This window comes from Sphaerospermopsis aphanizomenoides BCCUSP55, assembly GCF_001586785.1.
Lineage (GTDB): Bacteria > Cyanobacteriota > Cyanobacteriia > Cyanobacteriales > Nostocaceae > Sphaerospermopsis_A > Sphaerospermopsis_A aphanizomenoides_A.
In genome coordinates this window covers 76,057-94,322 of record NZ_LUFH02000006.1, presented here as the reverse complement: position 1 = coordinate 94,322, position 18,266 = coordinate 76,057, and the positions used below count along the sequence as shown (strand labels likewise).

Genomic DNA, 18,266 nt, shown 5'->3' with positions numbered 1-18,266 from the left:
AGGGGAGGCAGGGGAGACAGGGGGAAATTTTCGTTCTTTCCTCTTACTCTTTATAGCGCAGCTTGGCGTAAGCCATACTCCTAAACTCTGCTCTTTTGCCTCTTGCTTCTTGCCTGTTACACCAATAACATCGTTTTTTGCTGGTTATAGCTGCTTCTGAGTTGATCCAATTTTTCTGGAGAAAAGGCAAAATTAATTAATGCAATTAATTGCCACCAACTCTTTAACACAAATTCTGAGTCAGCTTTACCAAAGTGACGAGTAAAAAATTCTGTCCACCAATAGGGAGCGTGCTTTCTTTGGGCATAATTATGATGTTTGCGCCAGCGTTTACGCCATTTGATGCAGTCTTGGGTGGTGGGTGAACCTACGCCAATAATAGGCGGAAAATCCGCGTAACTGACAAATTTACTTAAACCTTTACCGTGAACGTAAACTACGTAGCGCCAGCATTCCACGGTGTAAATATTTTCAAAACTAATTTGAAACATCACGCAAACTGCTTCTTCTGTGACAAATCTTGCTTGTGGATGAAGAGTTGACGATTTATGGACAATTTTTGATGATCTCAAAGGTGTTGTTTTTGCTAGGAAAGATGATACCATAAAAATGCTTGTAACTAGGGTAAATTTTTGCTTCGTTAGTTAACGTTAGTGAAAATAAATTCTGGTAAAAAAAATGTTTTGAATGCGATCGCTTTTCAGTTTCCAAGGCCGGAGGCGATCGTTTTATCTGATACAATACATTAAACGATAAAATTCAATCGTTTGTCAATAGTCAATGGGGCTGATTAAGCTAAGAATTAGAGAATTTGCTGATGAGAAGGGTTGGACGCTGAAAGATGTCGCTGACCGTTCTGGTGTTGCTTATAGTTCTGTGCGAGCCTATGCAAGAGCGCCGGGACTAGCTATGGTAGACTTTACATCTATCTTGAAAATGGCTCGCGCTTTGGATGTGATGATTGAGGATCTGGTGGAAGTTGTAGAAGAGTAATTTTGGGCGTTCTTGTTTAAACAAGATTGGTTTCGCGCAAAGACACAATCTCCGTCAGGAGATCCCGCTTTCTTAGACGCAAAGTGTTAGGTAAAAGCTGATTACTGATTACTGATAGCTGAATACTTACAGTGTTAAATTTGGAATTTTTCGTCATCATATAGTTAGTTAAACGAGTTGAGATTTAGCTAACTATGGATAATTCACCTGAAAGCAAGTCTAACTCCCCTGCTGGGGGTGGTTTACCTGTAATTCAATATTGGGTAGAACAAACTCTCTCACCACAAGGATTAAAATTATGGCAAACTCTTAATCATAAAAGTGCGTGTTTATCCTGTGCTTGGGGTACGGGTGGACAAAAAGGGGGGTTTGTCAATGAAGCGGGAGAATATTTACAACGCTGTGCTAAAAGTGTAGAAGCAATAGCAGCGGAATTGCAACCAGGAATTAAACCAGATTTTTTCCAACAATATAGTATTAGTGAATTACAACAACTGACATCTGAAGAATGCGATCGCTTGGGTAGATTAACTTATCCTCTCATTCTCAGAACCGGATCATCCCATTATGAGCGTATTAGCTGGGAAGAAGTTTACCAAATCGCTGCACAAGCTTTTAGTTTAGCACCAGAAAGGATTGCTAGTTATAGTTCTGGACGTTCATCTAATGAAGCGGCTTATTTATTGCAATTATTAATGCGATCGCTTGGTAGTAATAATTTAGCCGATTGTTCAGATTTATGTCACGCACCCTCAACAGTGGGGTTAAAAAAAGTTTTTGGCTCAGGCACATCAATGGTAAGTTTAGAGAGCCTCAAACATAGTGATTGTCTTGTTTTAATTGGTTCTAATGCACCAGCCAACCATCCGCGATTGATGAACGAATTAATTAAATTGCGGTCAAGAGGCGGTAAAGTAATTATTATTAATCCCCAAATTGAAATCGGTTTAGTTAAATTTGCCTCTCCTGCATTTCCCATTAAATCATTACTAACCGGTGGTTCAGATATATCTTCTTTATATTTGCAACCAATTCCTGGTAGTGATGTAGCCTTATTTATAGGATTGCAAAAATCACTAATTGAACAGAATTTCATTAAAACAGAATACTTAAAATTATATACAAAAGATTGGCAACAAATTCTAGATTATGCCCAAAATACACCTTGGGAAAATATCACTAATACCTGTGGAATATCCGCAGAAGAAATCACAGCAGCAGCTTATGTAATAGGTAAATCAGAAAGAGTAGTTTTTGCTTGGGCAATGGGTGTAACGCAGCAAGTAAACGGAGTTGATAACATATTTAGTATAGCCAATACAGCCTTAATTACAGGTAACGCAGGTAAAATTGGTGCGGGAACAATGCCCATTCGTGGACATTCCAATGTACAAGGATTTGGTTCAATGGGTGTGACTGTTCACTTGCGAGAAGAAATCAAACAAGCACTATCCAAACTATTAGGAAAACCTCTCAGTGACACACCTGGTTATCATACCCGTGATTTAATAACAGCAGCAGAAACAGGTAAGGTAGATACCCTATTTTGTTTAGGTGGGAATTTGTATGCAGCTAACCCAGACTTACAACAAGCAAAACAGGCATTATCGCAAATAAAAACCATTTTTTATGTATCTACTAAACCGAATTTAGGACATTTTCACGGATTAGCAAAAACGCAAACTTTAATATTACCAGTTTTTAATCGGTTTGAAAATCCTCATAAAACCACAACGGAATCAGGTAATAACTTTGTGCGGTTAAATGATGAAGGTAAAAGTCATTTACAACCACATAATTCTGAGTTGATTTCGGAAATAGAATTAATTACAGAAATTGCCCATCGTTTACATGGGGAAAATCCGATCAATTGGCGGAAGCTACAAGATACAGTTTATGTGAGAGAATTAATTTCTAAAACTATTCCTGGGTATGAAAAAATAGGTGAAATTGATCAAAATCAAGAAGAATTTATGATTGCAGGGCGGATTTTAGAAGAACCGAAATTTCCCACATCTGATGGTAAAGCGCAGATGTTTGTTACACCTTTACCGCAATTATCATTGCCTGATCAAACAGAATTTGAAGTTGCAGAAAATAAGCCAGGAATTGTATTAATATTAATTACAGGGCGCAGTTATGGACAACATAATACTGTAGTTTATCGCAGTGAAGATAAATATCGAAATATGCCCCATCGTCATTGTATTTTGATGAATAGTTTGGATATTAAAAAAGCAGGATTTCAGGAACATCAACGAGTAACAGTGAAAGGTGATGCAGGAGAATTAGAGAATATTGAAATTATTTGTGGTGCAATTCGTGAAGGGGTGGCTTTTATGTTTTATCCTGAAGCGAATGTGTTATTTAAAGCGAAAATTGATCCAAAAAGTGGCACACCTGCTTATAAAAGAGTTCCGGTTTTTGTTTATCAATAAAATGGGGAGAAACGTTCGCGCAGTGTGCCGTCAGGCATACCGCAGAGGCGCAGAGAACGCAGAGAAATAACTAATTTCTAGACTTTTATTTCTGTTACCTGTCACCTGTCACCTGTCACCTGTCACCTGTCATTTGTTATAATATTAAAAACTCCATTCTTTAAGTAGTGGATAAAGTAGAGAAAACTATGGTTGAGCAACTTTTAATCAATGATATTGATAATTGCGATGTACCAGATGCCAACCTGCTAGTTACAGAAGATGATACACCTGTGGATAATATTTTATCCGCAAAACAACAACGTTTATTAGTCGGTTCTCTTTATAGTTCTTTACAGAATCAGAAGTTTTTAGCAGTAGCTAATGTTGGTGTTTATCATACCTATGGTGAACCTGCTATAGTTCCTGATGTATTTGTGAGTTTTGATGTAGAAATTCCTCAAAACTGGTGGGAAAAACAAAACCGTTGTTATCTAGTTTGGAAGTTTGGTAAAGTTCCAGAAGTAGCGATAGAAATAGTTTCTAACCAAGAAGGTGAGGAACTAGGTAAAAAACTCCAAATTTATGAAAAAATGCGGGTTTATCATTATGTTGTTTATGATCCTCATTTACATTTAGGAGACAAAGTTTTAACAGTTTATAATCTCAAAGCTAGAAGATAAGTAGTCGTGCAAAATAAATTTTATAGTTAGGAGAGGTAATAGGGAAGAGGGAATAGGGAATAGGTAAGGAATACAGACATTTTTGTTTTCAATCAATATGTACAATTAATTTTGCTTGGGTACTTAGATTGGGCGGCTGGAGTGGAGTTAGTTCTATCAACTATGTAGACTATCATTTTGACCCAGAAGATACAGTTAACTCTAACTATTCACCTAGTTTATCCTATCCATCTTCAACTTCATTACCTCAATCTACATCACCCTCAAAACCTAGCACATCATCTTCAGAACCAACCAAAGGACAGATAATTACAGGTATTTTAGTGGGTATAGGTGTAATAACATTTATTGCAGTTATTTCTGGTTTTCCTGTAGGAGTTATTATCTCAGTTGGACTCACTGGACTTGGTATTGCAATCAAGTTTAATCAATCCTAGAGTGTTATTGTGAAGATAATGTTAGAATTAAGGATATTAGTTTCTATTTTCATAAAATTTAAAAAATCAGATATAATTAATTCAGTATCAACATAACATCAAAAATCATGAATAACCCCCTATTAAATAGAATAACAATCAACCATGATATTTGTCATGGTAAACCATGTATTCGCGGATTACGCTATCCAGTGGAAATGATCTTAGAACTTTTGAGTTCAGGAATGTCCATTGATGATATTTTAGAAGACTATGATGATTTAGAATACGAAGATATTTTAGCAGTTCTCAACTTTGCTACTCGACTCACTCAAGTTAAAAGTATCCTCCAATTAGTTTCATGAAATTTTTAATTGATGCTCAATTACCAATGCGAATTGCCAATTTATTAGAGAATTTAGGTTATGATGTTATACATACCAAAAATCTTCCTTTACAAAATGCAACTCCCGATTCAGAAATTAACAAATTATCAATCCTAGAACAGAGAATTGTGATTACTAAAGATAAAGATTTTTTAGATTCCTTTTTAATCAAACAAGAACCTTATAAACTACTATTAATCACCACAGGTAATATTAGTAATAAACAAATTGAACAACTTTTTCTCGAAAATATTACCCAAATAGTCGAATTATTTATGAATCATGATTTCTTGGAAATGACTAGAGATAGTTTGATTATTCATTAGCGCTAGCGCAGCGCAAGTACTGCCTTGTCATTTGGCTGTTTTTTGGGTTGTTGGAAGTGCGATCGCTATACTAAAACTTGAACATCACAAAAAGCAGGTTTAATAAACTCCTCTTTATCCTCCAAACTAACATAACCCAAATTAACAGCCATATCCATCAATTCAGTCAAAAACCGCCTCAACTCATCCACAACTTGCTGTTTATTCAATATCACTAATCTTTCCTCAGTTGAATAACCAACCTCCCTTAAATAACATTTAATTTCCTTACCAACAGGTACAAAATTAATAATGATCCAATAACTTTCAGCAAAGTCCAAACGAATAGTTTTACCACTTTGTAAATCTCCTATATGTTCAGCCAATCTCTCCTCTAATAACATACAAATATCTGGGTCAAAAAATACATTAAATTTTGTTTCTCCTATTTCTACAATCACTTTGTGATCATATTCATAACAGAACATTCTTAACCCTAATTCAAACTGAGATAATTCTCCTAAAGGATCATCAGGAGGATCCGCAAAATTCTCTAAATTTCGTTCTGCTAATCTAATTTTAAATTGCTCAAGTTTATTCATTATAATTACCCCTTAATTTTATTAATTTTCTTGAATTTTATTTAGGCTTTACTATCGGATAAGCATATTTAATTGTACCATCTGGATTTCTCCCAATTAGAGCATAAATTACATTGTCTGTAACACTGCCATCAGTATGATATACTCTACCAATGGGACGATTAAATTTAATAATATAATTTCCATAATAATTGGGAATTAATTTTTCCAATTTCAACCAATCTTGATCATTTAACCATTGTCCTTGATCTTGATTTTTACTAGATGCTCTACCCTGTAAATTACTAGCTTTAAACTTTGCACCATGATCACGGATAATATGATCATAAGCCTTAGTTGATTTGGGATTATCCCATTGTGGTTCTTTTCCTGTACCTCTCCACTCACAACCACTACTTACTTCGACTGTATCATCAATAATATCAGATTCAACAATCTCTATATATTCTAATTCATTCAATGACAATTTATGGCACTCCTGATAAATCTCAATCACAGGGATTATAAGCTAAAACGAGCTTACCGAAGGTATCGCTTTTGAGGGGGACTACGAGGAGTGATAGCTTGTTTTAGGTATGATAGAAGTGCGTTAGCGTTAGCTTACCGAAGGTATCGCTGTTTGATGTAGGTAGGGACTCACCTTGATTTTATCAGATTGGGTAAAAACTAATGAAGCTCACAAATCAAAAAATTAGCAGTGAAAATTCTACATTTAATCAGTTATTAATGGAACTACAGGAAGAATGCCAAAATGTAATTTTTTTGGTTAATCAATTACAACTTTCTGAATTAAGCAATGCCTTCAGCGAGCGCAGCTAACGCCAAAAGGGTAAAATTCTTTCAGAATTGCTGGTAGCTTTAATTCATCTACATTCCCATTGTGATGAAGATTGGCAAAATTTGATTTCTGATGAGTTGGAAACTTTAGCAGATGATTAAGGGTTTGTGAACTGCGTTAGCGAAGCTCTCCGCAGGAATCACTTTTTGGGTATTATTTTGGGAGAGGCGAAAAAATACTCATCTTCATCCTGGAAATCATAATTTAGACAATCTCCAGTTTTTTCTATCTTTTCGATTAGAAGAAATAATACCAAGCCTGAAAGCTTAAAACCTTGCTAAATAGGCTTTGTAAGGTTTTATAGTATTTATGTATTACTGAAGATATAGAGTTTTAGTATTAACTGTTGGTGACATGAAGTAGGTAGAATATAACCTCAGTAGTATAGAGCAGGTATATCTAGCCCGTGAAGATATTTGTATATCATACTCCAGAATTAACCCCAACTGATGAAGCGCCAGAATGCGCGATCGCCGTCGATGTCTTGCGAGCCACTAGCACAATGGCGACAGTTTTAGCGGCTGGAGGCGAGGCTGTGCAAGTCTTCAGCGATTTAGACTTACTAATGGAAGTGAGCGAGAAATGGCCTGCTGAAAAACGATTACGGGCTGGAGAACGAGGCGGCGCGAAAGTGACTGGCTTTGAGTTGGGTAACTCTCCCCTAGATTGCACCGCAGAACTGGTACAAGGACGACGCTTGTTTATTAGTACCACCAATGGTACTCGTGCCTTACAACGCATACAAGATGCTCCTATTGTCCTTGCAGCAGCGTTAATTAATCGGGCTGCGGTGGTGAAATTTCTCCTAGAAAAACAACCAGAAACAGTCTGGATTGTTGGTTCTGGCTGGGAAGGCAGTTTTTCTTTAGAGGATACCGTTTGTGCGGGTGCGATCGCTCATAGTATTTGGCAACAAACCAACTCTTCCCTCACAGAATTAGTTGGTAATGATGAAGTTACTAGTGCGATCGCTCTTTATGCTCAGTGGCAAAATGACCTATTGGGATTATTCCACCAAGCTAGTCACGGTAAGCGATTGTTACGTCTGGAATGTTTAGAAGATTTAAAATATTGTTCCCAAACAGATATTTTAGATGTTTTACCAATTCAGCACGAACCAGGTGTTTTAAAAAGACAGAATAAATAACTAAAAAGTTATTGTGTAAGCAATCAGCAATCTGCAATCAGCCAAAACTTTTGCTCAATAAATTCTGATCCGCTGAAAGCTAATGGCTGAATGCTTACATAATTGTTTACTTAATAGTTGATAATGGTACACCTAACCAACCACAAAAGTTTGCTTGCTGAATAGGATCAGGATTTTCTACTGGACGTAACTCATATTTAATGGGATGTTGTTTTGCTAAAGTGACAGAGTAGTTACGCAATTCATCATGATGAAAAACAGTAATATTAATAGTCTCGCCAGGTTGGTAATCCTTCAAACGCTCACTTAACTGACTTGTTCCCACCTTAATTCCATCAATTGCTAATAACTCATCACCAGCATCTATTCCTGCGGTATTAGCAGGAGAACCCATTTCCACAAATTTAATTATTTCTCGTCCATTTTCAGTTTTGATTTTCACACCTAAATAAGGTTCAAATTCAAATTCTTCTACCAATTGCAAACCAAAAGGTTCTAAATACTCATTAAAAGGTAGATCATCTAATCCCTGAATATAGCGGTTAAAGAAATCAGATAAATCTATGCCCGCTACAGACTCAATTACCTCTTTTAACTGTTCTGGAGTATAACCAATTTCCGCTTGGCCAAATTGCGCCCACATTTTTGACATAACATCATTGAGAGAACGCTGATTACCATGGCGAGAGCGAATTAATAAATCAAGCAATAACGACACCATTTCCCCTTTTAAATAGTAAGAAATTTGGGAATTGCCGCTATTAGGGTCTGGGCGATATAGTTTAATCCAAGCATCAAAACTAGATTCAGACAGTGGTTGTACTTTACGTCCAGGGGTTTTCAGATATTTGGTAATTTCCTGATTCAAATGATGAAAATATGACTTTATATCATAAACTCCTGCCCGGAAAGGAATTATCAAATCATAGTAACTTGTAGTGCCTTCACAAAACCATAAAGACTGTGTGTAATTTTCCTGATCGTAATCGAAAACTTCTAAAGCTTTGGGGCGAATTCGTTTCACATTCCACAAATGAAAAAACTCGTGTGCTACTAATTGGATAAACTTTTCATATTTATCTTGACCACGAAATCCCAGCCGATGATAAATTAAAGAAGAAGAATTTTTATGTTCTAAGCCTCCATAGGCTTCTTGTTTAAATAAATGTAAGATAAATACATATCTTTGATATGGCAACCCCCCAAACATTTGTGCTTCAAATTCAATAATTTTTTGAAAGTCTTCTAACATCTTTTGGGGTTGACAATTCCCCTTTCCCCAGATTGCTAACTCATGAGGTATTCCTAATACATCAAAGTGATACAAATCATGGCTACCAATCTCAAAAGGAGTATCAACCAGAGTATCAAAATCCGCAGCACAGAAAGTATTGGCTTCTTCAGTAACTGATGGTAAACCTGTCGTTACCTTCCATTCATGGTGTGGTGGGATGATGGTAATATTAACCGGTCGCTTTTCCCAACCAGGAATTCTTAAAAACAGTGCTGCCCCGTTAAAATAACCGTGGGTAGCATCTAAGTGATTTGTGCGTACTGATAGCTCATTGGCAAAAACACGATAACGCAGGATCACTTCAGAAGCATCGCCTTTTTCTACTTGCCAGTGATTTTTACTTATTTTTCGCCAATTTAACGGATTAGCACCAGCAAAGGCAGCAAAATCCTGTACATTTTTGGCATATTCTCGCACCAAGTAAGACCCTGGTGTCCATACTGGCATTTTCAAATCAAGAATTGGTAATGGGTAGCCGACAAGATGTAAAGTCACCTCAAACAGATGGGTTTCTGGTTGGGGCATTGCTACCCAGTAATGAATTACTGAATCAATTTCCTGAACTTGAGTTTTTAAACTAATTGCTATTGGTTCAATCATCTTGTGCGCCAAGTCTATAGTTATTAGTTAATGGTCAACACTCTATAGTTGATAATAGTCAATAGTCAATATGCGATCACCGCATGATACCTTAACACTCAGTACAGATTAGATTTTATTAGCCAGATTTTCTAGCTGCTTGTGGTTCAGGATATAAATAGAGTTGTGAGCAGGGTCAATTTTGATCCATCCTTTTTCATGAAGCTTTTCCATAATTTTGGTAGTTTCGTCCAGGCTAATTTCAGTGACTTCTGCCAAATCTTTAAATGGGATATAAAAAATCTCCTTGCCTTGATTTGACTCCTGACCATAATTATCACTCAGGCTAACTAAAGTGTGAGCGAGTTTGACCGCTGGTGGTGAAGACCGCATTTGCAAGCGTATATTTATTTGCCGCACTCGTCGCACCATCAATTGCAACATCCTGTGATGTAACTGTGGGTCTTTAAACAAGATTTGGATGAAACGTTCTCTGGAGACAGTCAATAATTGAACTGCTGAAAGGGCAATCACATCAGTTGAACGTGGGGATTCATCTAAAACCGCCATTTCACCAAAGAAATCACCCCGTCCCAAAATTGCTATTGTCACGGAATTATCGCCATTAGTGCGCCGGACTTTCACCCAACCAGAAATCAAGAAATAGACTGCATTACCCCAGGCATCTTCCATCAAAACTGCTCGTCCAGAGGGGTATTCGTGTTCAACTGCTACATTGAGCAGCCATTCCAAAGTTTGGGGATTGGCTGTACTCAACAAGGGGAAAAGATCGCTAAAAACCTCGGTTTGCATGAAATATTCACAAGGAATTAATTCAATAGCGGAAAACTAATACCATTTTGGATTTTGGATTTTGGATTTTAGATTGTGAAAGCCTTGATACAGCAGAATTCAGGAGTCAGGAGTCAGGAGTCAGGTGTAAAACTGGCTTGTTGTCCAGCTTTGAATTTAGATTCTGTACCTTATTGATCTGCAATCTGCTGTATATAAGCTTTTCATCTTTCCATCTGTCGCATTCATTTTTCAAATTGGTATAAGTTGGTATATCTTTAGTTTTTTCACAGGCAATACTTACACTATTCTATATAGCATAAGTTACTAATATAATTTGCTAGTTAGGAGTTCAGGAGCAAGAGGTGACAGGTGACAGGTAACAGGTGACAGGTGACAGAAGGCAAGAGGCAAGAGGCAAGAGGCAAGAGGCAAGAGATTATTCTCGTCTACACCCTACACCCTACACCCTTACACCCTTACACACTACACCCTACACCCTACACCCTACACCCTACACCCTACACCCTATTAATCTTGAGTTCTCAAGGCTTGTGCTGCTAGATAGACTTTTGTCCATTCGCCTAAAACTTGATGAGTTTTAAGTTGTAAATTTTGGGCTACTGCTTCTATGGAGTTGCCTTGTCTCCGTAACTTGAGAATCTGCTGACCAACAGGTGTTAATTTTTCCTCAAGTTGTTGCCATTGATATGGTGTTAGACCTAAGTTGTGTTCTGGCAAGGAAATGGAGAGCCAGTTATCGACAAGTTCCGGTTTACCTTTAATGGCAAAAACACGCACGGCATGGTAGCTGATTTTTTCGCGCAGTCGGTATACTTCCTTAATCGGCTTATTCAGGTTTTTGGCAATTTCTTCTTGGGTTTTGCCTTCAAGATATAGTTTCAGCCAATCTACTGCTTGCTGACCTAAATTTTGCAGTAAATATTGCTCAAATTCCTCATGTACCGCTTGACGTAGTGATTGTTGTTCTTCTAGTTTTTGTGCTTCTTGATATTGAGCGATCGCTTGACTATCTACCAGGTTGAGTGGATTATCTGTATCTTCTGTGAGAACTTCGTCGGAAACTAGTCTGATTAAGTCATTGGTGGGAACTTGGGTTAGTCCACCGCGCTGAATGCGCCGTAGGTAGTTAACAAAACGATACACTAATAGGGGTTGGTTGCGGACTGGGCGCAAACAATACTCTTCTATACTGGCGAACAGTAAGGTGTCCTGCAATCTTCTATCGGTGGTAATGTCCGCAATGCTGGACATTTGCTGCTGCATATATGAATCACTTTGCAGCAGTTCTTGGAGGACTTCTTGTAATACGTCCATGACACTACGTTGGCGATCGCGGCTGAGAGCTACCCAAGTCTGAATTTTATTTCTCAGTGTCATCACACTTCCCAATCGACTGAGCAGGTTTCTATAAGCGCGTTCTCTCCCCATGCCTAGGTATCGTTGCTGTAAAATTCGCCAGCGATATTCCATTGCTTGCTTGGCAATTTCTATTTCTTTGGGAGTGAGTAGCTCAAATCGTTTTAAGTCTACCCCCAACAGCCAGAGCATAATACCTTGTCTAGTAGCCTCACTTTGTTCTGGACATTCCGCATTGAGTCGCTTTTGCCAGTATTGCGCCAGATTTGCCGCATCATTTTCCATAGTGAGATTGCGTTCCTCGAAACTCTGTTTTAAAGTTTGCATCACAACCCCCATCCCAACCTATAATTACTAACCGCTAGTTCTGATCTGAAAATTCTCAATTCGCTAATTCGGGAAATTTGTGTACTGATTTTGTATTACGTCTTAACCACTTAAATAATGCATAAATTGCTGGTTCAGGTAGTTTAATTTCCCAATTCCTGGTAAATATGATTAATTACTAGCTAAGACGTATATTTACTGTGTAAGTTTCAACTTTATCTAGTTATTTTTGAGCTTACTTCTTTACATTTCTTGGTATTTAGTGGAAAATAAAAGTAGTAAGGTTGGTTTGTAACTTACTAAGTTTTATATGCAAGCAACCACTCGATTAATACCCTTGTATTTCACAATAATTCTCAAGGGTAAAATTGAGAAGTAATATTAATCAAAGGTTTAGATTTTTGTATCCCAAATAGTTTTTCTACAAAAATAGTGTTTTAACTTTGTAAAGGCGAAAACTCCTCATTCATTTCAGTATTAGAATATTACTATAAATAGGCTATAGGTATACTGTGACGGAGATCACGGAGTTGCAGTAATTCTTTTGTGTTATCTAAGTATTGACAATCCCCTGCATAAATGGACGAGTATCCTTGGTTCAATGAGTCCACTTAAACTTGATTCCTGGCTCGGTAGGACTTAGGCAAAAAAACGAAAAATTAAGGGTTTTGACAAAGGGGTAAAGTGATGAAAAAAAATCAGGTTCGAGGAGAGGAAAACCCCTACACCCCTACACTCCTACACCCTTACACCCTTAAATCTATCTGGCGTTGGAGGATCTAACAATGGGATTTTCTACAGAATCTCGATACTGTTGAACCTCATTTGTATAAGCGATAGGAAGAACTGCTTCCACGTTTTCATGGGGACGGGGAATAATTACCCAGGATTCTAAAGTACCACCATATACGTTTTCTGCTGCTTCTACACCAGCAGCCATAGCGGCTTTGACTTCGGAAACGTCACCACGAATATTGACTGTGAAGCGGGCGCTACCAACTCTGATATATCCAACCAGGGTGACTCGTCCAGCTTTTACCATCGCGTCTGCGGCTGCGAGAACTGCGGGAAAACCCTTTGTTTCTAATGATCCAACTGCCTGTAGTGACATTATTAATCTCCTTTATGAATAAAATTATGTGCTACCAGTTAATTTGAGCAAGTTGTGTTTCTAACATTACCAGTAAACTCATTTAAAAAATGCGGAAAGGTTCTGACTTGGAAGTGAAGTGGATCGGGAGAATGGTTTCCACATTTTCTGGGGGATTGGGAACTATATAGTGAGTTATTACTTGACCACCATAAACTTCTTCTCCAGAAGCGATTCCAGCTGCAACTGCTGTTTTAACTTCTGCAACTTGTCCTCTGACAGCGACCAGCAAACGTCCGCTTTCTGCAATGCCATAATAAACGATGGTGACAGCGGCAGACTTAACCATTGCATCTGCTGCTGCTAGTACACAGGGAAAACCTAAAGTTTCAATTACACCAACCGCCACTGGCATGGCTTGAGTCTCCTGAATCAGCAATAAGTGATATTTATTGTACGAGGGTTTTGTACCGATTTGAATATTTAGGAAAATTTTCTTTTTTTATGATCCGTGGTCAGTTGTCAGGTAAACTGGTGTTTATGTTTCCAAGTTTTTTACCTGCCGCAGTTGGGCAACTAAGTGAACCCGCTTCTATCGCTTTGGCGCACAGTATCCAAAGTCAAGCGATTGCTACTCCTTTAAGTCCTGAACCGATCACTACTACTTACGTACAGCAAGGTAGTGGCGGTACACCGATTTTATTAGTTCACGGTTTTGATAGTTCTGTTTTAGAATTTCGGCGGCTTGTACCTCTGCTGGCTGCAAAAAGTGAAACTTGGGCGGTAGATTTACTGGGTTTTGGTTTTACAGATAGACAGCCGGATATTGCATACAGTCCAGCAGCTATTAAAACTCATCTATATTATTTTTGGAAAACCCTGATTAACCAACCTGTCATTTTGGTTGGTGCTTCAATGGGAGGTGCTGCGGCCATTGATTTCACCTTGACTTACCCAGAAGTTGTAGAAAAACTGGTTTTGATAGATAGTGCGGGGTTAAAGGGCGGCTCGGCTTTGAGTAAATTGATGTTTGCGCCCTTATATTCTTTAGCGGCTGAATTTTTGCGAAATCCCAAGGTGCGCGATCGCATTTGTCGTTCTGCTTATAAAAATCCTAGTCTCATTGCCGATGACGCTTTATGCTGTGGAGATCTACACCTCAAAATGCCTAATTGGAGTCAAGCGTTGATTGCTTTTACTAAAAGTGGTGGTTACACAGCTTTTAAATTGAAGCAACTAGCAGAAATTCGACAACAAACGCTGATTTTGTGGGGCGATACAGATAAAATTTTGGGGACTGGGGATGCTAAAAAGTTGGCAAAAGCTATACCCCACAGTCAACTGATTTGGGTTGAAAATTGTGGTCATATCCCACACTTAGAAAAACCAGAAATTACAGCCCAACATATTAACTCAGCCTTGGATTTTAGGAATTTCTAATCTGATTAGCGATCGCCAGGGTGAAAGTATAAATATTAACTGGCAAGAGAGGCAGGTGTTTATAGCCAGCTTATCCCGCATAGGTTGATTTGAGTTTTTTAAGTGCAGAAACCTGTCACCACCTAACCGTTTGGTGTCTCTTATTAGTTTCATAAGCAATAATTAGGGTTTGCTGTTCGCGTAGCGTGCCGTTAGGCATAAAAGTCTTCTCGTGGGGGCAGGCAAGAGGCAAGAGGCAAGAGGCAAGAGGCAAGAGGAAAGGGCTATCTGTTAGCAACAAATTTTTGAGATTTCACCCTCAAAATGCTCGATTTTTCCACTCCTAGTTTTAAAAACCTTGCACCTATTTTCTTTTTTATCAGCCTGAATCCCTTAATTTATCATGGTTTTGCATTTATATGGCTTACGCCACGCTCCGCTATCAGCATCCCCTAATTAACGCCATCGATCGCGGTCTAAATCATGAATTGCTTTCTCAATCAACCATTGGTCTGATTTACCTGGATGTTTCAGTCTTAGGCTATTTGTTATTATTTTCACAATTTAGATTCCTGACACAGATGAAAATTGCCATCATTGGATGTGGCTACGTTGCCGAATTCTATCTCAATAACATCAAATCTCATCCCGACTTTGTTGTCCAGGGAGCATTTGACCAGAATGCGACTCGACGTGATGAGTTTTGTAGATTTTTTTCTCTCAAAGCTTATCCCACACTGGAAGCAGTTCTGGAGGATTCATCAGTGGAAATGATCCTGAATCTGACCAATCCCAGAAGCCATTTCTCTGTGTCTGCTGCTGCTATTAATGCCAATAAGCACGTTTATACTGAAAAGCCATTAGGAATGGACATGAACGAGGCACATCTACTCATCAATATGGCGAAGGAAAGAAATGTCCGACTTGGTTGCGCTCCCTGTAGCGTCTTAAGTGACACAGCGCAAACCCTATGGAAAGCCATCAGAGATGGTGCGATCGGCAAAGTACGATTAGTGTATGCCAACTTCGATGATGGAATGATTGCTCCCAAAATGAAACCATGGTCATGGCAAACCAAATCGGGGGCTTATTGGCCTGCAAAAGATGAATTTGAGATTGGTTGTACCTATGAACACGCAGGTTACTTTCTCACCTGGTTGGCTGCTTTTTTCGGGCCAGCGCAAAAAGTAACAGCCTTTTCTTCCTGCCAAATACCGGATAAGGGAATTCCAGTTGATCAGATGGCACCAGATTTTTCCGTTGGCTGTATTGAGTACAATGACGGCATTGTTGCCAGAGTAACAGCTGGGTTAGTTGCTCCTATGGATAAATCTCTAACGATTATCGGCGATAATGGAGTTCTCTTTGTTCCTTATTTGCGTAACGATCAGGAATCGGTTTTAATTCACAGAGATTCTACTTATGAAAATCAAAAACTTGTAGAGCGGTTGCTAACTAGGGTCAAATCCAAGGTTGAGTCTGTGGCCAAGCAGTTGCAAATAAGAACTGGTCACTTGGGTTACTATGAAAAGTATCCAATGGTCAAAACCAAATCATTTCGTCCAGCTGGATCGGGAAAATTCGTCGATTTCTTCCGTGGACCACAAGATATGCTGGAGTCAATACAGAATAACCGACCTCACCGACTCTCTGGTGAATTGGGACTTCATATTGTTGAGATCATCGAATGTCTTCAGTATCCGCAACGGTTTAACCATCATAAGCAAATCCAAAGCACTTTTCCGAAAATTCAGCCCCTGATTTAAGGAGTTTGGTAAAGTAGTTTTTAGCAACTATGATGATTGAATCTCGTCCAGAAGTCGATGAATTGCTAGTGACTCATTCAGCGGCATTATTGGACTTTCTATTAAACCTAGACGCAGACAACGCATAGTTTCTTCCGCTTCCTTAGTGAGGCCAATCTTAGCGGGATTTGCGTATTTAGGAAATAAACTGGTTAGAGGTTTAGCTACCCTTTCCAATTTCCTGCCGATTCGTTGTGTTATTGTTATTTTCGGACTGCGGGAGCTGAACACCTGCATCTCAGTGGGATCTATAAATGGTGATGGGATATGAATGCTGCCATCTGTACCCACAATGTGAACATTGTTAGATTGTGTACCGTTTATACTGGCAGTGATGGAAACAGTATGATTTGGATAACCTAGGATAACTGCACAATTAACATCCACACCTGTATCTGTGCGAATTACTTGACACTGGTAATTTTGCGGCTCACCAAACAAGAAAAAAGCCAGGTTAAGAGCGTAACAGCCAAAGACAAGCATTGCCCCACGTCCATCCTCTGGTTGTCCTAGCTTCGCCAGATCCTTTTGGTAGCCGATTCCTAAGTTTAAAGAACATACCTCTCCAATGTGCTTCTGTTGGATTATTTGTTTGCATTCCTGTATAAAAGGGTTAAACCGCATCCACATTGCTTCCATGCAAAATAGACCACGTGATCGGGATTGCTCTACTACCTGGTATGCTTCTTCCCATGAGCGAGTAAATGGCTTCTCGCAGAGAATCGCTTTTCCACTGTTTAGCGCCATGAGACAGTGTTCATGATGTAAACTAGTAGGCGTAGCAATGTAAACTACATCAATATCTGGGTGACTGAAAAACTCCTCAAAGGTTTGATGGGCATTGGCAAAACCGAATTTTTGGGAGAAATTCACGGCATTAGCGGGATTTCTTGAGGCTACTGAATGCTTTACTGCGCTCTCGATTTCCGTAAGACTAAAAGCAAAATTCTGAGCAATCTTACCAGTACCTAGAATTCCCCATCTAATGTTTTTAAGATTTGAAGTCATTAAATATCTCTTAAAACTCTCAGAAATGGTTTTAGCTGACTGCTGTTCAATAATTGACAATGGAAAATTTCCTCTCCCTCAAGGGTAGACGGTTGAAAGTAAGGAAAGGTCTTGGTCGTTCTCTGGAAAAAGAGAGAGTTTCAACCAAATTAACCAATTATCAATTATACATTGATCACTGAATGCTGACGATTTTAATCGTACAACCAAGTGTTATTTGCGAAATCATCATTGGTTTGATTTGGCTTTTCTTGGAGTTTTTCCGGTGATCTGTGTGATTTTTTGGGATTAATAGATAAAGATTTGGAAGTTGCTGGGATTGGTTCTTTACTCAGTTCTTTGACTGGTTCTTTTACTTTCTTGAATTCATTAATTTCTTCTATCAATTTAGAGTTAGATTCTGCTAATTGCAGTGCTGTTTTCTTGGTTTCATAAAGTTCTGTAGTCAAACGTTCTGACAAAGCTTTTTGTACAGATAAATCTGTTTTTAAATCACTAATTTGCTCCCTGAGAGAAACTTCTTTTTTCTGTGCTTTCTCTAAGGTTGCAGTTAATTCCTTAATTGTCACTTCTAAATCTGCCTTAGTCGGAGTTGCTCGTTTATTAGCAGTTGGAGTTAATTCTTCTACGGGGGGAGAATTTTCTTCTACAACTTTTTGTGCAGTGACATCAATTGCTGTTTCCCCAACTGGAGGTGTAAATTTTTGTGCTTCTTCTTGTATTAAGTCAGAAAGATTTTTCTTAGCCATTATTTTCTCCAATCATTCAGTAATTCATTAGCCTAT

Annotated in this window: 19 protein-coding genes and 1 pseudogene; 10 read left to right on the top strand and 10 right to left on the bottom strand. The window is 38.5% G+C overall.

Features of this window, described 5'->3' with window-relative positions; genetic code table 11:
- Positions 1-116 precede the first annotated feature (116 nt).
- Positions 117-605, bottom strand: a complete 489-nt coding sequence (locus A0J48_RS02995; RefSeq protein WP_200320189.1) for a hypothetical protein — start codon at positions 603-605, stop codon at positions 117-119.
- Positions 606-780: 175 nt separating this feature from the next.
- On the opposite strand from A0J48_RS02995, the gene A0J48_RS02990 reads away from it, so the two are divergent.
- The 6 genes and pseudogenes from A0J48_RS02990 (at position 781) to A0J48_RS02965 (ending at position 5,221) form a co-directional block, all read left to right on the top strand.
- Entirely contained in the window at positions 781-993 is a 213-nt protein-coding gene (locus A0J48_RS02990; protein ID WP_200320187.1) for a helix-turn-helix domain-containing protein, read from the top strand.
- A gap of 194 nt (positions 994-1,187) precedes the next feature.
- Entirely contained in the window at positions 1,188-3,431 is a 2,244-nt protein-coding gene (locus A0J48_RS02985) for an FdhF/YdeP family oxidoreductase (protein ID WP_200320185.1), read from the top strand.
- 188 nt (positions 3,432-3,619) lie between these two features.
- A pseudogene (locus tag A0J48_RS02980) lies at positions 3,620-4,090 on the top strand (Uma2 family endonuclease); the annotation flags it as partial.
- Positions 4,091-4,221: 131 nt separating this feature from the next.
- Positions 4,222-4,530: a hypothetical protein gene (locus tag A0J48_RS02975; protein ID WP_200320183.1), complete on the top strand. Its 309-nt coding sequence runs from the start codon at positions 4,222-4,224 to the stop codon at positions 4,528-4,530.
- A 107-nt stretch (positions 4,531-4,637) separates the two neighbouring features.
- A complete protein-coding gene (locus tag A0J48_RS02970) occupies positions 4,638-4,874 on the top strand; it encodes a DUF433 domain-containing protein (protein WP_194055641.1) in 237 nt (78 codons plus the stop codon).
- On the top strand, positions 4,871-5,221 hold the full coding sequence (locus A0J48_RS02965) for a DUF5615 family PIN-like protein (RefSeq protein WP_200320181.1): 351 nt from the start codon (positions 4,871-4,873) through the stop codon (positions 5,219-5,221). The genes A0J48_RS02970 and A0J48_RS02965 overlap by 4 nt, the downstream gene beginning before the upstream one ends.
- A 65-nt stretch (positions 5,222-5,286) precedes the next feature.
- Here A0J48_RS02965 and A0J48_RS02960 read toward each other — a convergent pair whose 3' ends face one another.
- Positions 5,287-5,802: a hypothetical protein gene (locus A0J48_RS02960; protein WP_200320179.1), complete on the bottom strand. Its 516-nt coding sequence runs from the start codon at positions 5,800-5,802 to the stop codon at positions 5,287-5,289.
- 37 nt (positions 5,803-5,839) lie between these two features.
- Positions 5,840-6,268 (bottom strand): hypothetical protein, encoded by a 429-nt coding sequence (locus A0J48_RS02955; protein ID WP_200320177.1) that lies wholly within the window; start codon positions 6,266-6,268, stop codon positions 5,840-5,842.
- A gap of 203 nt (positions 6,269-6,471) precedes the next feature.
- On the opposite strand from A0J48_RS02955, the gene A0J48_RS26715 reads away from it, so the two are divergent.
- Both A0J48_RS26715 and A0J48_RS02945 read left to right on the top strand, forming a co-directional pair.
- Positions 6,472-6,621 carry a hypothetical protein gene (locus A0J48_RS26715; RefSeq protein WP_234300685.1) on the top strand — a complete coding sequence of 50 codons (150 nt, stop codon included), beginning with the start codon at positions 6,472-6,474 and terminating at the stop codon, positions 6,619-6,621.
- Between the two features lie 425 nt (positions 6,622-7,046).
- Positions 7,047-7,787 carry a 2-phosphosulfolactate phosphatase family protein gene (locus A0J48_RS02945; RefSeq protein ID WP_200320176.1) on the top strand — a complete coding sequence of 247 codons (741 nt, stop codon included), beginning with the start codon at positions 7,047-7,049 and terminating at the stop codon, positions 7,785-7,787.
- A 106-nt stretch (positions 7,788-7,893) separates the two neighbouring features.
- Here A0J48_RS02945 and A0J48_RS02940 read toward each other — a convergent pair whose 3' ends face one another.
- From A0J48_RS02940 to A0J48_RS02920, 5 genes are all read right to left on the bottom strand, one after another.
- On the bottom strand, positions 7,894-9,681 hold the full coding sequence (locus tag A0J48_RS02940; RefSeq protein ID WP_200320174.1) for a M61 family metallopeptidase: 1,788 nt from the start codon (positions 9,679-9,681) through the stop codon (positions 7,894-7,896).
- A gap of 108 nt (positions 9,682-9,789) precedes the next feature.
- The gene (locus tag A0J48_RS02935) at positions 9,790-10,473 is read right to left on the bottom strand and encodes a Crp/Fnr family transcriptional regulator (RefSeq protein ID WP_200320172.1); all 684 of its coding nucleotides are present in this window, start codon (positions 10,471-10,473) and stop codon (positions 9,790-9,792) included.
- Between the two features lie 510 nt (positions 10,474-10,983).
- On the bottom strand, positions 10,984-12,171 hold the full coding sequence (locus tag A0J48_RS02930; RefSeq protein WP_200320170.1) for a HetZ-related protein 2: 1,188 nt from the start codon (positions 12,169-12,171) through the stop codon (positions 10,984-10,986).
- A gap of 748 nt (positions 12,172-12,919) precedes the next feature.
- Positions 12,920-13,270, bottom strand: coding sequence for a carbon dioxide-concentrating mechanism protein CcmK (locus A0J48_RS02925; RefSeq protein ID WP_200320168.1), 351 nt, complete (start codon positions 13,268-13,270; stop codon positions 12,920-12,922).
- A gap of 82 nt (positions 13,271-13,352) precedes the next feature.
- Positions 13,353-13,664: a carbon dioxide-concentrating mechanism protein CcmK gene (locus A0J48_RS02920; RefSeq protein WP_200320166.1), complete on the bottom strand. Its 312-nt coding sequence runs from the start codon at positions 13,662-13,664 to the stop codon at positions 13,353-13,355.
- Positions 13,665-13,789: 125 nt separating this feature from the next.
- On the opposite strand from A0J48_RS02920, the gene A0J48_RS02915 reads away from it, so the two are divergent.
- A complete protein-coding gene (locus tag A0J48_RS02915; protein WP_200320164.1) occupies positions 13,790-14,689 on the top strand; it encodes an alpha/beta fold hydrolase in 900 nt (299 codons plus the stop codon).
- 398 nt (positions 14,690-15,087) lie between these two features.
- A complete protein-coding gene (locus A0J48_RS02910; protein WP_234300684.1) occupies positions 15,088-16,434 on the top strand; it encodes a Gfo/Idh/MocA family protein in 1,347 nt (448 codons plus the stop codon).
- 27 nt (positions 16,435-16,461) lie between these two features.
- Here the strand turns inward: A0J48_RS02910 and A0J48_RS02905 are convergent, their stop codons facing one another.
- On the bottom strand, positions 16,462-17,481 hold the full coding sequence (locus A0J48_RS02905; protein WP_200320163.1) for a Gfo/Idh/MocA family protein: 1,020 nt from the start codon (positions 17,479-17,481) through the stop codon (positions 16,462-16,464).
- 194 nt (positions 17,482-17,675) lie between these two features.
- The gene (locus A0J48_RS02900) at positions 17,676-18,230 is read right to left on the bottom strand and encodes a hypothetical protein (protein WP_200320161.1); all 555 of its coding nucleotides are present in this window, start codon (positions 18,228-18,230) and stop codon (positions 17,676-17,678) included.
- Positions 18,231-18,266: the final 36 nt, after the last annotated feature.

Excerpts from the sequence above, each read along its gene's own strand:
- A0J48_RS02965 (WP_200320181.1), top strand. The coding sequence starts at position 4,871 with ATGAAATTTTTAATTGATGCTCAATTACCAATGCGAATTGCCAATTTA.
- A0J48_RS02920 (WP_200320166.1), bottom strand. The coding sequence starts at position 13,664 with ATGCCAGTGGCGGTTGGTGTAATTGAAACTTTAGGTTTTCCCTGTGTA.
- A0J48_RS02915 (WP_200320164.1), top strand. The coding sequence starts at position 13,790 with ATGTTTCCAAGTTTTTTACCTGCCGCAGTTGGGCAACTAAGTGAACCC.
- A0J48_RS02930 (WP_200320170.1), bottom strand. The coding sequence starts at position 12,171 with ATGGGGGTTGTGATGCAAACTTTAAAACAGAGTTTCGAGGAACGCAAT.
- A0J48_RS02990 (WP_200320187.1), top strand. The coding sequence starts at position 781 with ATGGGGCTGATTAAGCTAAGAATTAGAGAATTTGCTGATGAGAAGGGT.
- A0J48_RS02995 (WP_200320189.1), bottom strand. The coding sequence starts at position 605 with ATGGTATCATCTTTCCTAGCAAAAACAACACCTTTGAGATCATCAAAA.
- A0J48_RS02935 (WP_200320172.1), bottom strand. The coding sequence starts at position 10,473 with ATGCAAACCGAGGTTTTTAGCGATCTTTTCCCCTTGTTGAGTACAGCC.
- A0J48_RS02970 (WP_194055641.1), top strand. The coding sequence starts at position 4,638 with ATGAATAACCCCCTATTAAATAGAATAACAATCAACCATGATATTTGT.
- A0J48_RS02925 (WP_200320168.1), bottom strand. The coding sequence starts at position 13,270 with ATGTCACTACAGGCAGTTGGATCATTAGAAACAAAGGGTTTTCCCGCA.
- A0J48_RS02910 (WP_234300684.1), top strand. The coding sequence starts at position 15,088 with ATGGCTTACGCCACGCTCCGCTATCAGCATCCCCTAATTAACGCCATC.
- A0J48_RS02900 (WP_200320161.1), bottom strand. The coding sequence starts at position 18,230 with ATGGCTAAGAAAAATCTTTCTGACTTAATACAAGAAGAAGCACAAAAA.
- A0J48_RS02960 (WP_200320179.1), bottom strand. The coding sequence starts at position 5,802 with ATGAATAAACTTGAGCAATTTAAAATTAGATTAGCAGAACGAAATTTA.
- A0J48_RS02940 (WP_200320174.1), bottom strand. The coding sequence starts at position 9,681 with ATGATTGAACCAATAGCAATTAGTTTAAAAACTCAAGTTCAGGAAATT.
- A0J48_RS26715 (WP_234300685.1), top strand. The coding sequence starts at position 6,472 with ATGAAGCTCACAAATCAAAAAATTAGCAGTGAAAATTCTACATTTAAT.
- A0J48_RS02985 (WP_200320185.1), top strand. The coding sequence starts at position 1,188 with ATGGATAATTCACCTGAAAGCAAGTCTAACTCCCCTGCTGGGGGTGGT.
- A0J48_RS02905 (WP_200320163.1), bottom strand. The coding sequence starts at position 17,481 with ATGACTTCAAATCTTAAAAACATTAGATGGGGAATTCTAGGTACTGGT.